Here is a 16146-nt window from a genome sequence, read left to right as displayed (position 1 = left end):
GATCCGCGGTTTCGCGGAACGCGGGACAGAGAAAGGCAGAGACATCATGTGCGGCATCATCGGCATTATCGGCAACGCTCCGGTCGCGCCCCTGCTGATCGAAGGGCTGAAGCGCCTGGAGTACCGCGGGTACGATTCCGCCGGGGTCGCCACGCTGATGAACGGCTCGATCGACCGCCGCCGCGCCGAGGGCAAGCTGGTGAACCTGGCCGAGTTGCTGGAGCGCGAACCGGTGGAAGGCACCATCGGGATCGGTCACACCCGTTGGGCGACGCACGGAAGGCCGAACGAGACCAACGCCCACCCTCACGCCAACGAGCGTGTCGCCGTGGTCCATAACGGCATCATCGAGAACTTCAAGGACCTGCGTAGCGAACTGCAGTCGGCCGGCCACAGCTTCGAGACCGAGACCGACACCGAGGTGGTCGTCCACCTGGTGCGCGACTACCTGGAAAAGCAGATGAGCCCGCAGGAAGCCGTCGCCGCTACCCTGAAACGGCTGGAGGGCGCCTTTGCGCTGGCCATCGTCTTCGCCGGGCGCCACGACCTGATGATCGGCGCAAGGCGGGGCTCTCCCCTGGCGGTGGGCTACGGCGACGGCGAGATGTTTCTCGGCTCCGATGCGCTCGCCCTGGCGCCCCTGACCGACCAGATCTGCTATCTCGAGGAGGGCGACTGGGTCGAGCTCAGCAAGCATGGCGCCCAGGTGCACGATGCCGAAGACCGCCCGGTGGCCCGCGAGGTCAAGCAGACGGCCTTCTCCGGCGCGATGATCGGCAAGGGCGAGTACCGCCACTTCATGCAGAAGGAGATCTTCGAGCAGCCGGCGGTGATCGGCGATACCCTGCATTCCTTCCTCGACCCGCTGAGGGGCTCCGTGCAACTGCCGGATCTCGATATCGATCTCTCCGCCATCCCGCGGATCACCATTTCGGCTTGCGGCACAGCCTCTTTCGCCGGCCTGGTCGCCAAGTACTGGTTCGAGCAGATTGCCCGCCAGCCGGTGGAGGTGGATATCGCCTCGGAGTTCCGCTATCGCGAAGCGCCGATGCCCGATGGCGGGCTAGGGCTTTTCATCTCCCAGTCCGGCGAGACCATCGATACCCTGGAGGCGCTGCGCTACGCCAAGCGCTGCGGGCAGACCATTCTGTCGCTGGTCAACGTGCCGGAAAGCGCCATCGCCCGGGAATCCGACGCCGTGCTGCAGACCCTGGCCGGGCCGGAGATCGGCGTCGCGTCGACCAAGGCCTTCACCACGCAGCTGACGGTGCTCGCCTGTCTGGCGCTTGCCACGGCGCGCGCCAAGGGCAGCATCGACGCGGCGCGCGAGGCAGCGCTGTCCGAGGCGCTGCTGGAGGTGCCGGCCCGGGTGGCGGAGGTGCTGAACCACGACACGGCCCTTCGCATGATCGCGGCCGACGTCATGGAGGCCCGCGACGTCCTCTACCTGGGGCGCGGAACGCTCTATCCCATCGCCCTGGAAGGCGCCCTGAAGCTGAAGGAGATCAGCTACATCCACGCCGAGGGCTATGCCGCTGGCGAGATGAAGCACGGCCCTATTGCCCTGATCGACGAGGATGTGCCCATCGTCGTCTGCGCCCCCGCCGGGCCGCTGTTCGAGAAGACTGCAGCCAACGTGCAGGAAGTGATTGCCCGCGGTGGCAAGGTGATCCTGATCTCCGATGCGGAAGGTATCGCGCGGGCCGGCGACCAGGCAGCCCATGTTGTGGAACTGCCGGCCGTCGACCCCTTCGTCGCACCCTTGCTCTACACCGTGCCGGTCCAGCTTCTCGCTTATCATACGGCGGTGCTGAAAGGCACGGATGTCGACCAGCCCCGCAATCTCGCCAAGGCGGTGACGGTCGAGTAGCCGCCGGCTGTGCCTAGGTATCAGTAGTTGGTCATGCCGGAAAAGTCGCAGTCGCCGCTGGTGTAGCTGTCCATGACGTAGCAGTAGCGTGTCATCTGCACCATGAAGTAGCCGCTGCAGGAGTTCAGCCGAACCCAGGCGTCGTAGGTGTAGTTCGACGCGGACTTGGCACCCTTGCTGCGGCGGGTGACCTTGACCGACTTCACGTCGCTTTGGGGAACCGACATCTTTTCGAGCGCTGCGTTGATCTGTGCTTCGCAGCGGACCGCATGGGCTTGCTGGGGAGAGGAGAGCAGGGCTGTGGCGGAGGCAAGGCTGAAGAGGCAACCAAGGAAGAGGGCGCGCAGGCTCATGACAACGCTCCGGTGCTGTGAGATCGGAACTTTGCACATGGGGATTGCTGCGAGCCCGCCAAGGCTACGCAACCCAGCTATGCATCGCGTTCAGACGAGCGCCCGGCAGTGTCACGGAACCGACGTATTTCAGCGTAGACGGCGGCCTGCGTATACATCGGCTCGAGGAGCGCCGCCTGGCCGCCGCCCGCTGGTCTGGTCATCTTTCCGCTGTTTGGGTCACCTGTAGTTTGACAGGCCGGACACCGAGCAATCGCCTCTCGTATAGGCTTGGCGGACGAAGGCGGCGGCGCGGTTCATCTCGACAACCACATAGCCGCTGCAGGAATTGAGGCGCACCCAGGCCTCCCCGCCCCGGATATCCGGTCCGGCCCGGTCGTCTTTGCGCCGAAGCAGGACGATGCGGATGGACTGTATGTCCGCTTCCGCGAGGTTCAGCTCAGCCAGGTGCTCGCGCGCCTTGGCTTCGAAGCGGTCCGTGCGGCTGTCGGCGGCGGCGCCTTCCGCACCCAGGAACGCGACGAGCGCGAGCGCAGCAAGCCAGACACCGAGGTTTGTCTTGATCATGAGGGGTGACCTCTTTGCCAATTCGTTCTTGGCTTTTCAGATAGGTCGATACGCGGAAATTCCCAGTCACGGATCGGTAACAAGAGCGTTCTCAGCCGGCATTGAACCGGCGCCTTTTGCGCCGGTGCGGCGGTCAGTATCGGGTTACGCCCTCGATCGCACAGCTGCCGCGGGTGTAGCTCTGGCGCACAAAGCAGCTCCGCGTCATGTCGATGACCAGAAAGCCGCTGCAGGAGGTGAGGCTGACCCAGGCCCGGACACCCAGGAAGTCCGGCCCGCGCTCGGCGGGGTTCAGCATTCTCTCGAAGCGAATGGTGCGCACGGCGTCGCCGCCAAGCTGGAGAGCCTGCAAGGCCTCTTCGGCCTGGGGCGCGCAGGCCAGGGTCATCTGCGCGGAGGCCGTTGCCGGAGCAAGGGCCAGGGTTGGGAGCAGCAGCGCCGCTGCGGCAAGTCGCCGGAACATCATAAGGGCCTCGTCATGCGGCGTGGGTGCTGAATCGTAGGTGGCGAATCGTGGGGCTTGCGCGGCGGCGGCCAGGATACTGACCAGATTGCAGGTGGGGTGGGTTCAGTAATTTGGCAAGCCTTCAACCTGACAGTCGCCACGGGTATAGGCCTGGCGCAGGAAGCAACCCCTGCTCATGTTGAGGACCAGATATCCGCTGCAGGAATGCAGGCGGACCCAGGCATCGACGCCGAAGATGTCCGGCCCGAAATCGTCGGCGATGTTCACCCTTTCCATGATGCGCAGGCTCTTCACGTCGCCCTCCGCCAACGGCAGCTCCCCGAGGTGGTCGCGCACCTCGGCGCTGCACCGCTCGGCAGCGATGCCCTGCTGACCCGCCGGGATAAGCGCCGCTGCAAAGACCCCTGCTGCGGCGGCTGCCAGGGTCCTTCCGGCTCTGCCGCGCGAAGCCTCGCTGCCGGCCTGCGATGTCGTCGGCGTCATCTCACCCTCCCGCGTCGTCATTGGGGCCCCTCGGGCGGCAGCCCTCCGCAGGACCGGACGGCCCCGCCGCCCCCCGCCTGGGAATTGTTCTTTCTCCCCACAGGTCTATACTCCGCGGCAAGACCTGACAATGCCGGGCCTTGCTTTGCCTCGAAACCCGGCCGGACCGGAGGACCCCCCGCCATGACCGCCCAAGCCCAGCCCATCGCCGCCGCCGCTCCCCGGCTTTCCGATCCCAAGCTGTTCCGTGAGCAGTGCTACATCGACGGCCGCTGGGCCGACGCCGATGGCGGCGGTGTTATCGAGGTGAGCAATCCGGCGAACGGCGACGTCCTCGGCTCCGTACCGAAAATGGGCGCGGCGGAAACCCGCCGGGCGATCGAGGCGGCCGAGCGGGCCTGGCCGGCCTGGCGCGGCCTGCTGGCCAAGGAGCGGGCCACCATCCTGCGCCGCTGGTTCGAGCTGATTCTGGAAAACCAGGAGGACCTGGCCCAGTTGATGACCCTGGAGCAGGGCAAGCCGCTGGCCGAATCCCGCGGCGAGGTGGTCTACGGTGCCAGCTTTATCGAATGGTTCGCGGAAGAGGCCAAACGGGTCTACGGCGACACCATTCCCCAGCACCAGGCCGACAAGCGGATCGTGGTCGTCAAACAGCCGGTCGGCGTGGTGGCGGCGATCACCCCATGGAACTTCCCCAACGCCATGATCACCCGCAAATGCGCGCCGGCGCTGGCCGCCGGCTGCCCGGTGGTCATCAAGCCGGCGGCCCAGACCCCCTATTCGGCGCTGGCCCTGGCCGAGTTGGCGGAGCGTGCGGGCATCCCCGCCGGCATCGTCAACATCGTCACCGGCTCGGCCAGGGAAATCGGCGGCGAGATGACCTCCAGCCCCGTTGTGCGAAAGCTGTCCTTCACCGGCTCCACCGAGGTCGGCAAGCTGCTGATACAGCAGTGCGCCTCGACGGTGAAGAAGGTGTCGATGGAATTGGGGGGCAACGCGCCCTTCCTGGTTTTCGACGACGCGGACCTGGACGCGGCCGTTGAAGGTGCGATGATCTCCAAATACCGCAACACCGGCCAGACCTGCGTCTGTGCCAACCGCATCCTGGTACAGGAGGGGGTCTATGACGCCTTTGCCGCCAAGCTGACCGAGGCGGTCAAGACCCTGAAGGTCGGCGCGGGTCAGGAAGACGGCGTCAGCCAGGGCCCGCTCATCGATCAGGCGGCGCTGGAGAAGGTCGAGGAGCATGTCGCCGACGCCACCGCGAAGGGTGCCAAGGTGGTGATCGGCGGTGCGCGCCACGAACGCGGCGGCACTTTCTACCAGCCTACGGTCCTGACCGATGTCACCACCGACATGAAGGTGACGCGCGAGGAGACCTTCGGCCCGGTGGCGCCCCTGTTCCGCTTCAAGACGGAGGAGGAGGGCCTGGCGCTCGCCAACGATACCGAGTTCGGCCTGGCGGCCTACTTCTATGCCCGCGACATCGGCCGCATCTGGCGGGTCAGTGAGGGGCTGGAAAGCGGCATGGTGGGCATCAACACCGGCCTCATCTCCACCGAGGTGGCGCCCTTTGGCGGCGTCAAGGAGTCCGGCATCGGCCGCGAGGGCTCCAAGTACGGCATCGAGGAGTTCCTCGAAACCAAGTACCTCTGCATGGGCGGGGTGTAGGGAAGGCGCCTGCAGCATCAGTCATGTTGGGGCGCGTTCTACGGCACCCCGGTTGCTACTGGAAAACTGAAACGGACAAGCTTCAGCGCTTGCCCCACCCCCCTCCCGACCTCCCCCCTTCAAGGGGGGAGGGGTTTCTGTAGGCACCTCGTGAATCTGCCCCCTCCCCCTTCGATGGGGGAGGGCTGGGGTGGGGGTGACACCCTTTCCGCGCAAGCTCACTGCCAGGTTGAAAACGACAGCAATAGCGCCCCGGCTTTGACCAGCCCTGAGGGCAACAGCAAAAGCGATGGGCCGGTCTCTTCGAGACCGGCCCCTTGTCTATCAAAATCGGGCGAGACCTACTCCGCCGCCTGGCTGGCGCCTCCGGCGTGGCCGTGTTCCCACTCGTAGATGTAGTCGCGGGTCTGCGGCACGGCGGAGACGTTCTTGGTGATCTGGATCTGGAACACCATCAGACCCTGGTGGCGGAAGCCCATCTCGCAGCCGATCAGGTAGGTCTCCCACATGCGGCAGAAACGCTCGTCGTAGAGCTCGGCCACCTTGCCGCGGTTGGCCTGGAAGCGCTGCTCCCAGTGGCGCAGGGTCTCGGCGTAGTGCAGCCGCAGCACCTCCACGTCGGTCACCGTCAGCATGCAGTCCTCGATCACCGGCAGCACTTCGCCCAGGGTCGGCACGTCCGTGCCCGGGAAGATGTACTTGCGGATGAAAGGGTTCACGGGGCCCGGGTCGTTGACCCGGCCCACCGAGTGCAGCACGAAAACGCCGTCGTCGGCCAGCAGGTCGCTCACCTTGCGGAAGAACTCGTGGTAGTTCTTCTTGCCGACATGTTCGAACATGCCGACCGAGACGATGCGGTCGTAGCGGTTGGCATCTTCGCGATAGTCGCGCAGGTGAAACTGGACCCGGTCTTCCAGGCCCGCCTGCTTGGCGCGCTCCTGGCTGAGCTTGTGCTGCTCGGTGCTGAGGGTGACGCCGGTCACCTCGCAGCCGCCGGCGCGGGCGAGGTAGAGGCCGAGGCCGCCCCAGCCGGAGCCGATGTCCAGCAGCTTCAGGCCCGGGCGATTGAGGTAAAGCTTGGCGGCCAGGTGCTGCTTCTTGTCCGCCTGCGCCTGCTCCAGGCTTTCCTCGCCGCTGCGGAAGTAGGCGCAGGAGTACTGGCGGTCGGCATCGAGGAACAGATCGTAGAGTTCGCCCGAGAGATCGTAGTGGTGGGCGACGTTCCGTTGCGCCTTGCCGATGGGATTGTACTGCTTCAGGCGGCGTGTGTGGCGGCCCAGGGCGAAGCCCAGAGAGACCAGCCTGTTGCTCTCCAACTGCTCATAGTTGCGCGCCATCATTGCTATGAAGTCGCGCAGGGTGCCTTCATCGAGGGTGATGTCGCCATCCATGTAGGCTTCACCCAGATAGAGCGGCGGATTGAGGACGAGTTTGTAGTCGAGAAGGCGTTTGTGCAGGCGCATTGTGCAGCGGCGGCCGCTGCCGTCGCCACAATCAAAGGTTCGCCCGCTTGCGTCGATGATGCGCAGATTGCCTTTCTCGACGACCTTCTGCATCAGCTTCTGGAACAGCATCGTTCAACTCCGAATATCTACCCCTCAAAGTGGTTCCTTGTGTTTTCTTGTTTCTTTTGTTGCTTATGTAACAGCATCTTGGCGCGATGATCCGCATCGCGCAACTCCCCGGCCTTCGGGGCCGGACTTCCCCCGGGCCCTGCTGCCGAAGCCTTGCGGGCCCGTAAATGCCTGCCTAGATTGGACTTTAATCATACCGACACAAGTTCCGCCCGTTTCGAAGGACCAGACATGACCGGATACGACTATGACCTTTTTGTTATCGGCGGCGGGTCCGGTGGTGTCAGGGGCGCCCGCATGGCGGCTGCAACCGGGGCGCGTGTCGGCATTGCGGAATCCTACCGCTACGGCGGCACCTGCGTGATCCGCGGCTGCGTGCCCAAAAAGCTGCTGTCCTACGCCAGCCACTTCCACGAGGACTTCGCGGATGCCGCCGGCTTCGGCTGGACGGTGCCCGAGCCCAGCTTCGACTGGGCTGCGCTCATCGCCAACAAGGACAAGGAGATCGACCGGCTGGAGGGCATCTACAAGAAGCTGCTCAACACGGCAGGGGTCGAGATCCACAGCGGCCACGCCCGCCTGCTGGATGCCCACCGGGTGGAGGTGGGGGACCGGGAGTTCTCAGCCGAGACCATCCTGATCGCCACTGGCGGCACGCCGTCCTTTCCGATGGAGCCGGGCTGGGAGCACGGCATCTCCTCCAACGAGGCCTTTCATCTGGAAGACCTGCCCAAGCGGGTGGTGATCGCCGGTGGCGGCTACATCGCCGTGGAGTTCGCCGGCATCTTCAACGGCCTCGGCAGCAAGGTCACGCAGATGTACCGGGGCCCGCAGATCCTGCGCGGCTTCGACGACGACGTGCGCAACACCCTGGCCGCGGAGATGGTGAAGAAGGGTATCGACATCATCGTCGAAACCATCATCGACCGGGTCGAGAAGCGTGAGAATGATTTGCTCCTGCATCTCTCCGACGGTTCGACGCTGGAGACCGACCTGCTGATGGCCGCCACCGGGCGCAAGCCCAATGTGGAGAACCTGGGGCTGGAGGTGGCCGGCGTGGAACTGAACGAGAAGGGCGCCATCAAGGTCGATGCCTACTCCCGCACCACGGCGGAAAACATCTATGCCGTCGGCGACGTCACCGACCGCATCGCGCTCACGCCGGTGGCGATCCAGGAGGCCATGGCCTTCGTCGACACGGTCTACCGCGGCAGGCCCCGCGCCATGGACCACGCCGACGTGCCCTCGGCCGTCTTCAGCCATCCGCCGGTCTCCACCGTCGGGCTGACCGAGTTCGAGGCGCGCGAGAAGTACGGCGCGCTCGACCTCTACCGCTCCACCTTCCGGCCCCTGAAGCACACCCTCTCGGGCCGCGATGAGAAGACCATGATGAAGCTCATCGTCGAGCGTGCCGGGCAGAAGGTGGTGGGCGTCCACATGGTCGGCCTCGACGCGCCGGAGATCGTCCAGGGCATGGCCGTCGCCATCAAGGCCGGCGCGACGAAGCAGATCTTCGACGCCACCGTCGGCATCCACCCGACGGCGGCGGAGGAGTTCGTCACCATGCGCGAACCCCTCCCCGAACCGGAAGCCAAGGCGGCGGAGTAGGGATATGGCAAGGGCTGGTCGCGGAAGTGCCTATCTGGGAGCGGCGGTTTTTGCGGGCGCGGCGGTGATTGCGGCTTTGGCTGCCATGGTCGCGCACGGCGTTCCCCATCCGGACTACGGTCTCTCTGAGACCATCTGGATACGCTCAATCTTGTGCCTCTCGGCCGGTATCTCCGCTGCCCTGTCATTTATCTTGGTCAGGCGCTTTAATTGGCGCTTAAGGTGTGAGCCTTTGTGGGGCCGGGCTCTGGTCGTCTGCGGCTCGACCCTAGCGGTCGCGCATTTGCTTATCGGTGTTGTTTTCAGCTCGATGATTCTGCTGGTGAGGATGACTTTGCCAGAAACACCCTTTTGGGCCAGTGGCGAAATCCTGTATGACCTCATCTTAACCGGATTCTTGGCGGCTGTTTTTGGCTGGTACTTCACGCTGCCTGGTGGCTTCGCGGCAGCGTTGCTCCTTGAGTGGTTGGAAATGCGCCAGTCGCGACCTCCCAGTGGCCGGGCCAAAGCGGTGGAGTAGGGGCCTCTCCCCCTCACCCAGCTTCGCCTAGGCGCGATCTGCGATCTCACCAAGGCTGCGCATTGGACCCATTTAAGTCAGTCACCCGCGGACTTGATCCGCGGGTCCATCCATCAGCCACTCAGTCCGTCCCAAAGATCGGTCCAGTGTGGGTTCTCGTCCTCAATCAGCGCGATCTTCCAGTCGCGCTTCCAGTGCTTGAGGGTCTTCTCCCGCTGGAGAGCCCGCTCGACGTCGGCACATTGCTCGAAATAGACAAGGCGTTTGACGCGGTGCCGCTTTGTAAAGCCGTCGGCAAGACCTTCCCGGTGTTCGTAGACGCGCCGGACCAGATCATTGGTCACGCCGATGTAGAGCGTCCCATGAGGCTGGCTCGCCAAGATGTAGACGTAGTAATCCACGGCCGGAGTTGGCCGCACCATGGATGCGCGGGTCAAGCCCGCGCATGACATGATACTTCAGGACCTCAGCCCGCCCGCTTCCAGGTGGTGCCCTGGGGGCCGTCGTCCAACAGGATGCCGGCGGCCTGCAGGTCGTCGCGGATGCGGTCGGCCTCGGCGAAGTCCCTGGCTTTTCGCGCGGCGGCGCGGGCGGCGATCTGTGCCTCGATGACCTCGGCCGTCAGCCCGCCGTCGGCGCGCGCACCGTGGAACCAGACTTCCGGCTCGGCCCCCAGCAGGCCCAGCACCTGGGCGCCGGCCAGCAGAACCCCGGCCAGCGCCTGGCGTTCCGCGGCATCCGCCGTCTTGTTCAGCCGCCCCGCGACCTCATGCAGTTCGGCCAGGGCCAAGGGCGTGTTGAGGTCGTCGGTCAGGGCCTCCAGCAGCTTCGCCGGCGGTTCCGCAGGCTCAGCCTCGACACCGCGCAGCGCGCCGTAGAGCCGGTCGAGCTGCGCCTTGCACTCGGTGATCTTGTCACGGGTGATGTCGAGCGGCGCGCGGTAGTGGCCGGAGAGCAGGGCGAGGCGGATGGCCTCGCCGCGGAAGCCCTCTTCCAGCAACTGCCGCACGGTGAAGAAATTGCCAAGGGACTTGGACATCTTCTCGCCGTTCACCACCACGTAGCCGTTGTGCATCCACACCCGCGCCATCTCCGCCGTGTCGTGGGCGCAGCGGCTCTGGGCGATCTCGTTCTCATGGTGCGGGAAGACGAGGTCGAGGCCGCCGCCGTGGATGTCGAAGACCTTGCCCAGGTGCTCCAAGGCCATGGCCGAGCATTCGATATGCCAGCCCGGTCGGCCACGGCCCCAGGGGCTGTCCCAGCCCGGCTGCGCGGCGTTGCTGGGTTTCCACAGCACGAAGTCCGCCGGGTCTTTCTTATAAGGCGCCACCTCGACCCGGGCGCCGGCGATGATCTCGTCGCGGTTATGGCCGGAGAGCCTGCCGTAGTCCGCCATGGAGCCGACCGCGAACAGCACGTGGCCCTCGGCGGCGTAGGCATGGCCCTTGTCGATCAGGGTTTCCATCATGGCGATCATCTGGCCGATGTGCTGGGTCGCGCGGGGCTCCACCGTCGGATCCATGGCGCCCAAGGCTGCCATGTCGTCGTGATAGGCCTGGGCGGTGCGCGTCGTCACCTGATCGATGGTCTCGCCGCTCTGCCTGGCGGCGTCGATGATCTTGTCCTCGACGTCGGTGATGTTGCGCGCGTAGGTCACGTGCTCGGCGCCGTAGAGATGGCGCAGCAGGCGGAACAGCACGTCGAAGACCACCACGGGCCGGGCGTTGCCGATGTGGGCGTAGTCGTAGACCGTGGGGCCGCAGACGTACATGCGCACGTTCTGCGGGTCGAGGGGTTCGAAACGCTCCTTGCGGCGCGTCAGCGTGTTGTGAAGCTGCAGGTCCATGATGGGGCTATCCGGATCGTCTGGGGGCGCGGGCCGCTCTCAAAGAGGCCCGCAAGCAAAAGGGCTGCCTCAGGCCGCGGGGGCCGGGCAGTCGCAACATCGCGCACAAGCGCGGAGAACGGTCCAGACGAACATGCGGCGCACTTTAGGGCCGTGGTTGTCAGGGTCAAGGGGTCTTTCGGGGAGCGTCGGGGGCCCATTCGGCTTACGCCGTTTCCCCGGCCAGCCGCGCCGCCGCCCGGTCACGCCCGATCAGCGGCAACAGGGCCTTCAGTTCCGGGCCGTGGTCGAGGCCCGTGAGCGCCTGGCGCAGCGGCAGGAAGAGGGCCTTGCCCTTGGCGCCGGTGGTGGCCTTCACCGCCCCTGTCCAGGCCTGCCAGGTGGTTTCGTCCCAGGGCTCCGGCGGCAGCAGCTCGGCGGCCTGACTTGCAAAGGCTGCGTCGGTGATCACAGGCACCACCGGGCCGCGGCAGATGGTCTGCCAGACGCGCGCCTCGGAGAGTTTGGTCAGGTTGGGGCGCACCGCTTCCCAGAGCGCGGCGTCGAAGCCCTCCGGCAGGCGCGGCGCCGCTGTCTCGAAAGCCATGCCGTGGAGGATGCGGGCATTGAGGTGCTCCAGGTCCTTGGGGTCGAACTTCGGCGTGGCGCGCCCGAAGCGCGAGAGGTCGAAGCCGGCCACCAGGTCGTCCAGGCTTTGCAGCGCCTCGACCGGGTCCGGCGTGCCGAGGCGCGCGAGGTAACAGGTGAGGGTCATGGCCTCCAGGCCCTGCTCGCGCAGGGCGGCGACGGAGAGCGTGCCGAGGCGCTTGGAGAGGGTCTCGCCGCCGGCCCCGGCGATGAGGGAGAGATGGCCGAAGACCGGAACGGTTCCGCCCAGCGCTTCGAAGAGCTGCACCTGCGCTGCCGTATTGGCGACATGGTCCTCGCCGCGCAGGATGTGGGTGACCTCCAGTTCGATGTCGTCGACGACGGAGGTCAGCGTATAGAGCGGCCGCCCGTCCTCGCGGATCAGCACCGGGTCGCTGAGATTGGCGCCCTCGAAGGCGACAGAGCCGCGGATCAGGTCCTCCCAGGCGATGGCGCTGTGGTCCAGCTTGAAGCGCCAGTGGGGCCGGCGCCCCTCTGATTCCAACGCCGCCTTGTCGGCCTCGCTCAGGGTGACGGCGGCGCGGTCGTAGATCGGTGGACGGCCGGCGGAGAGCGCCACCTTGCGCTTCAGGCCCAGTTCCTCGGCCGTCTCGTAGCAGGCGTAGAGGCGACCACTTTCCTTCAGCCGCTCGGCCGCGGCGGTGTAGCGGTCCAGGCGCTGCGACTGCACGGCCTTTTCGTCCCAGAGCAGCCCCAGCCAGCGCAGGTCTTCTTCGATGGCCGCGGCGAACGCCGCCGTCGAACGCTCGCTGTCCGTATCGTCGATCCGCAGCAGGAACCGGCCGCCCTGGGTGCGGGCGTAAAGCCAGTTCACCAGGGCCTGCCGCAGGTTGCCGACATGGATCAGCCCCGTCGGGCTGGGGGCAAAGCGCAGTTTCATGATCGGGCGGTTCGACGGTTCCTGGGAGAGGACTGAAGGCGTCTTGTTATCACTCCGGCTGAGGCGAAACAAAGACCGAATGCGGGGCGCGGAGCAAGGCCGCAGAGGCCTGTCGGAACTGGATGGGGCAGACCGAAAAACATAGCCGATGGGGACGGGTGGAGGGAGAGCCCGGCGGGACCGGCGAGACGAAGCACATAATTAAGCTGTTGAACTCATTTCATTATTCTTTAATCAACCCCAGCGCATTTACTGCAATTGTGGGGTGTATGCAGTGTTACATAAGCAACTGGGCGTAACGTAAATGATTAGAAAGGAGCCAGACATGCTGGCAGCACTCAAGTTTAAAGACCGCCCGGTTACGGCTTTTGATCGACACAGCCTATCGCAGATGATCGACAGCATGCCGGTGGCGGTGATGACGCTCGATCTCTCGGACTTCACCATCAACTATGCGAACAAGGCCTCTATCGAGGCCCTGCGTTCGATCGAGCATGTCCTACCGGTTTCGGCCGAGGCCATCGTCGGTCAGAGCATCGACATCTTTCACAAAGAGCCGAGCCACCAGCGCAACCTGCTGTCCGATCCCGCCAATCTGCCCTGGGAAGCCCGCATCGAGGTCGGAGGAGAATTTCTCGATCTTCAGGTCACTGCGCTCTTCGGCCGCGGCGGCAAATACACTGGCCCGATGCTGACCTGGAAGGTCGTGACGGCGGAGGTGCGCAAACAGCAGGATGTCGATCGGCTGTTCACCATGCTGGACCAACTGCCGATCAACGTGATGATGGCTGAAAGCGGCAGCCTCAAGATCACCTACATGAACAAGACCAGCCTTGAGACTCTGCGGCCCCTGCAGGACGCCTTGCCGGTGCCGGTGGAACAGGTGGTCGGATCTTCCATGGACATCTTCCACAAGGCCCCGGAACGCCCCAGGACGCTGCTTTCCGATCCGGCGAACCTGCCACACAACGCGAAGATTAAGCTGGGGCAGGACATCCTCGATCTGCGGGTCTCGGCGGTGTTCGACGACGCAGGCGGCTACATCGGGCCCATGGTAACCTGGTCGGTGGCGACCGGACTTGAGCGCCTGGCTGACGACTTCGAGAGTGGGGTCGGGGCTGTGGTCGAGACCGTGTCTACGGCGGCCACCGAGATGCAGAGCAGCGCCAGGGCGCTCTCCACGACGGCGGAAGAAACCAACAGCCAGGCAAGCTCTGTTGCAACCGCTGCCGAAGAGCTGACCGCATCGGCACAGGAAATCGCGCGGCAGATCAGCCAGTGTACGTCCATCGCCGGCAAGGCGGTCGGCGAGGCCAAGCGCTCGACCGATCTCGTCAACGGCCTTTCCGAAGGCGCGCAGAAGATCGGCGCCGTGGTCAGCCTGATTCAGGACATCGCAGAGCAGACCAACCTGCTGGCGCTGAACGCCACCATCGAAGCTGCTCGCGCCGGGGAGGCCGGCAAGGGCTTCGCGGTGGTGGCCAACGAGGTGAAGGCGCTGGCCAACCAGACCGCCAAGGCGACCGAGGAGATCGGGTCCCAGGTCTCGCAGATCCAAACGTCGACCGACGGTGCGGTGGGCGCCATCACGGTGATCAGCGATGTCATCGGGGAGATCAACGAGGTGACGACGGCTATTTCGGCCGCGGTCGAAGAACAGCAGGCTGCCACGCAAGACGTCACCGAGAACATCAGTGGGGTTTCCAGCGCCTCCGCCCAGACAGGAAGTGCGGCAGATCAGGTTCTTTCGGCTGCCGAGGAACTCGGCAATCAGGCCAACGACCTGAAGCAGCGCGTCGGCGCCTTCCTGGGCGAAGTCCGGAAGCTTTGAACGCCGCGTCGGAAGGGGGCTTGCTCAGGCAGGCCCCTTGAAGGCGTTGGTGATGGGATAGCGGCGGTCGCGGCCGAAGGCGCGGCGGGTGATCTTCACCCCCGGGCAGGCCTGGCGGCGCTTGTACTCCGCCAGTTCCAGCATCCGCCAGACGCGGTTCACGGTATCGCGGTCGTGGCCGCGGGCGACGATCCCGGCGATGCTTTCCTCGTCCTCGATCAGCGCTTTCAGGATGTCGTCCAGAACGTCGTAGGGCGGCAGGCTGTCCTCGTCCTTCTGGTCCGGCTTCAGCTCGGCGGAGGGCGGCTTGGTGATGATGCGCTCCGGCACCACCCGGCCGGCGGGGCCCATGGCATCGGGCGGCAGCACCTGGTTGCGCCAGCGCGCCAGGGCGAAGACCAGCGTCTTGTAAACGTCCTTCAGGACGTTGTAGCCGCCGACCATGTCGCCGTAGAGGGTGGCATAGCCGACCGAGACCTCGGACTTGTTGCCGGTGGAGAGCACCATGTAGCCGAGCTTGTTGGAGATCGCCATCAGGGTCAGCCCGCGCGAGCGCGCCTGGATGTTCTCCTCGGTCGTGTCGCCGGCGTTGGCTTTGGCCGCGTAGCCGTTGAGGATCGGCTCCAGCATTCCGCCGAAGGCCTGCATGGCGGGCTCGATGGACACCTGGTCCAGTTTTACGCCCAGCAGCCGCGCCGCTTCGTCCGCGTCCTCCAGGCTTTCGCGGCTGGTGTAGGGAGAGGGCATCATCACGCAGTGCACCCGCTCGGGGCCCAGCGCGTCGACGGCGATCGCTGCCGAAAGGGCTGAGTCGATGCCGCCCGAGAGGCCCAGAATAACGCCGGGAAAGCGGTTCTTGTTCACGTAGTCGCGCAGGCCCAGCATCAGCGTGCGGTAGATCGGCTCTATCCCGGCGTCCGCCCGGCCGCCCAGGCCGTTGCCCTCCAGGCCGCTGTCCGGCGCTTCGCGCAGCCCGTTGGCGCAGTGCCAGCCACTATCGCCGCGCTCCCACTGACTGACCTCCACCGCTTCGACGAAGGCGGGCAGGTGGATCGGCAGGCTGTTGTCGGCGTTGAGCGCGAAGGACGCACCGTCGAAGACCAGTTCGTCCTGGCCGCCGACCTGGTTCACATAGATGATCGGCAGGCCGGTTTCGGTCACCCGTTGTACCGCGAGCTGAATGCGCTCCTCGGTCTTCTCCAGTTCGTAGGGCGAGCCGTTGATCACGATCAGGATCTCGGAGCCGGACTCCTCCAGGCACTCGCTGACCTCCGGCGTCCACATGTCCTCGCAGATCATCACGCCCAGGCGCACGCCGCGATAGTTCACGGGGCCGGGCAGCGGCCCGGCGCCGAAGACCCGCTTGTCGTCGAAGACGCCGTAGTTGGGCAGGTCGTACTTGGACCGCAGGGTCACGACCTTGCCCTCGTCCAGGATGTAGGCGGAGTTGAGCACCTTGCCGAAGAGCGGCGGTTTGGCACCGGCATCGCTGCGCGACGGCCCGCCGACGATCATGCCGGGCCCGCCGTCCGCGGTATCCTTCGCCAGTTCCTCGATGGCCGCCCGGGCGGCATCCAGAAACATCGGCTTCAGGACCAGGTCTTCGGTGGGGTAGCCGGTGATCACCATTTCCGAGGCCACCACCAGGTCCGCGCCCTTGGCGGCGGCTTCCATGCGCGCTGCGCGCAGGCGCGCCAGGTTGCCCTGGATGTCACCCATGGTGGGATTGGTCTGCGCGAGTGCGATCTTCAGCCGGTCTGCCATGGATTTTACTTACTCCCCTGCCAGGGAGGCGGCAAGCCCGCCCGGGGAAGCGATGGGTTGACGGG

Annotated in this window: 14 protein-coding genes; 5 read left to right on the top strand and 9 right to left on the bottom strand. The window is 65.5% G+C overall.

The genetic code is table 11. From position 1 onward, the window contains the following. Window positions 1–46: 46 nt before the first annotated feature. Window positions 47–1870, top strand: coding sequence for a glutamine--fructose-6-phosphate transaminase (isomerizing) (glmS, locus tag ACO06P_RS05505; RefSeq protein ID WP_420349003.1), 1824 nt, complete (start codon window positions 47–49; stop codon window positions 1868–1870). A gap of 20 nt (window positions 1871–1890) precedes the next feature. Here the strand turns inward: glmS and ACO06P_RS05500 are convergent, their stop codons facing one another. The 4 genes from ACO06P_RS05500 to ACO06P_RS05485 all read right to left on the bottom strand — a co-directional run bounded on the left by ACO06P_RS05500 (window position 1891) and on the right by ACO06P_RS05485 (window position 3739). Continuing rightward, the gene (locus tag ACO06P_RS05500; RefSeq protein WP_420349002.1) at window positions 1891–2223 is read right to left on the bottom strand and encodes a hypothetical protein; all 333 of its coding nucleotides are present in this window, start codon (window positions 2221–2223) and stop codon (window positions 1891–1893) included. Window positions 2224–2442: 219 nt separating this feature from the next. After that, window positions 2443–2790 (bottom strand): hypothetical protein, encoded by a 348-nt coding sequence (locus ACO06P_RS05495; protein ID WP_420349001.1) that lies wholly within the window; start codon window positions 2788–2790, stop codon window positions 2443–2445. A gap of 133 nt (window positions 2791–2923) precedes the next feature. Further along, window positions 2924–3256: a hypothetical protein gene (locus ACO06P_RS05490; RefSeq protein WP_420349000.1), complete on the bottom strand. Its 333-nt coding sequence runs from the start codon at window positions 3254–3256 to the stop codon at window positions 2924–2926. Between the two features lie 102 nt (window positions 3257–3358). Next, window positions 3359–3739, bottom strand: coding sequence for a hypothetical protein (locus ACO06P_RS05485; protein ID WP_420348999.1), 381 nt, complete (start codon window positions 3737–3739; stop codon window positions 3359–3361). Window positions 3740–3922: 183 nt separating this feature from the next. Between ACO06P_RS05485 and gabD the strand changes: the two genes are divergently transcribed. Further along, window positions 3923–5410, top strand: coding sequence for an NADP-dependent succinate-semialdehyde dehydrogenase (gene gabD / locus ACO06P_RS05480; RefSeq protein WP_420348998.1), 1488 nt, complete (start codon window positions 3923–3925; stop codon window positions 5408–5410). A 341-nt stretch (window positions 5411–5751) separates the two neighbouring features. Here gabD and ACO06P_RS05475 read toward each other — a convergent pair whose 3' ends face one another. Continuing rightward, the gene (locus ACO06P_RS05475) at window positions 5752–6984 is read right to left on the bottom strand and encodes a class I SAM-dependent methyltransferase (RefSeq protein WP_420348997.1); all 1233 of its coding nucleotides are present in this window, start codon (window positions 6982–6984) and stop codon (window positions 5752–5754) included. A 231-nt stretch (window positions 6985–7215) separates the two neighbouring features. Between ACO06P_RS05475 and gor the strand changes: the two genes are divergently transcribed. Both gor and ACO06P_RS05465 read left to right on the top strand, forming a co-directional pair. Next, window positions 7216–8592: a glutathione-disulfide reductase gene (gene gor / locus ACO06P_RS05470; RefSeq protein WP_420348996.1), complete on the top strand. Its 1377-nt coding sequence runs from the start codon at window positions 7216–7218 to the stop codon at window positions 8590–8592. 4 nt (window positions 8593–8596) lie between these two features. Further along, window positions 8597–9112 (top strand): hypothetical protein, encoded by a 516-nt coding sequence (locus tag ACO06P_RS05465; RefSeq protein WP_420348995.1) that lies wholly within the window; start codon window positions 8597–8599, stop codon window positions 9110–9112. 113 nt (window positions 9113–9225) lie between these two features. Here ACO06P_RS05465 and ACO06P_RS05460 read toward each other — a convergent pair whose 3' ends face one another. The 3 genes from ACO06P_RS05460 to gltX form a co-directional block, all read right to left on the bottom strand. Then, a complete protein-coding gene (locus ACO06P_RS05460; protein ID WP_420348994.1) occupies window positions 9226–9534 on the bottom strand; it encodes a GIY-YIG nuclease family protein in 309 nt (102 codons plus the stop codon). A gap of 44 nt (window positions 9535–9578) precedes the next feature. Next, on the bottom strand, window positions 9579–10958 hold the full coding sequence (gene cysS / locus ACO06P_RS05455) for a cysteine--tRNA ligase (RefSeq protein ID WP_420348993.1): 1380 nt from the start codon (window positions 10956–10958) through the stop codon (window positions 9579–9581). A gap of 205 nt (window positions 10959–11163) precedes the next feature. Beyond that, the gene (gltX, locus tag ACO06P_RS05450) at window positions 11164–12486 is read right to left on the bottom strand and encodes a glutamate--tRNA ligase (protein WP_420348992.1); all 1323 of its coding nucleotides are present in this window, start codon (window positions 12484–12486) and stop codon (window positions 11164–11166) included. Between the two features lie 391 nt (window positions 12487–12877). On the opposite strand from gltX, the gene ACO06P_RS05445 reads away from it, so the two are divergent. Beyond that, complete coding sequence (locus tag ACO06P_RS05445; protein ID WP_420348991.1) at window positions 12878–14317, top strand: methyl-accepting chemotaxis protein; 1440 nt, start codon at window positions 12878–12880, stop codon at window positions 14315–14317. 24 nt (window positions 14318–14341) lie between these two features. Here the strand turns inward: ACO06P_RS05445 and ACO06P_RS05440 are convergent, their stop codons facing one another. After that, window positions 14342–16081: an NAD+ synthase gene (locus tag ACO06P_RS05440; protein ID WP_420348990.1), complete on the bottom strand. Its 1740-nt coding sequence runs from the start codon at window positions 16079–16081 to the stop codon at window positions 14342–14344. Window positions 16082–16146: the final 65 nt, after the last annotated feature.

Origin of the sequence: Pelagibius sp., assembly GCF_965227505.1 — a bacterium.
Lineage (GTDB): Bacteria > Pseudomonadota > Alphaproteobacteria > Kiloniellales > Kiloniellaceae > Pelagibius.
Note: the sequence above shows the minus strand (reverse complement) of the source record. Positions and strands in the feature narration are given on the sequence as shown.